This is a genomic window from Ensifer sp. Root954 (assembly GCF_001429005.1).
GTDB lineage: Bacteria > Pseudomonadota > Alphaproteobacteria > Rhizobiales > Rhizobiaceae > Ensifer > Ensifer adhaerens.
Genome location: NZ_LMJM01000003.1, coordinates 502 through 832, shown reverse-complemented (window position 1 = coordinate 832; position 331 = coordinate 502). Strand labels below are relative to the sequence as shown.

1 protein-coding gene is annotated in these 331 nt (G+C 65.6%); it reads left to right on the top strand.

Translation table 11 applies throughout. The features are described 5' to 3' along the window. Positions 1-331, top strand: a 331-nt coding sequence (locus ASE71_RS36680) for an electron transfer flavoprotein subunit beta/FixA family protein (protein ID WP_244497348.1), incomplete at both ends; no start/stop codon positions are given.

Here is a 331-nt window from a genome sequence, read left to right as displayed (position 1 = left end):
GATCATCGTCGGCAAGCAGGCGATCGACGACGATTCGAACCAGACCGGCCAGATGCTGTCGGCTCTGCTCGGCTGGGCGCAAGGCACCTTCGCCTCCAAGGTCGAGATCGGCGACGGCAAGGCAACCGTGACGCGCGAAGTCGACGGCGGTCTGCAGACCATCGACATCAAGCTGCCGGCCGTCGTCACCACCGACCTGCGCCTGAACGAGCCGCGCTACGCCTCGCTGCCAAACATCATGAAGGCGAAGAAGAAGCCGCTCGACAGACACACCCCGGCCGACTTCGGCGTCGACACCGCCGCCCGCCTCAAGGTGCTGAAGACCGAGGAG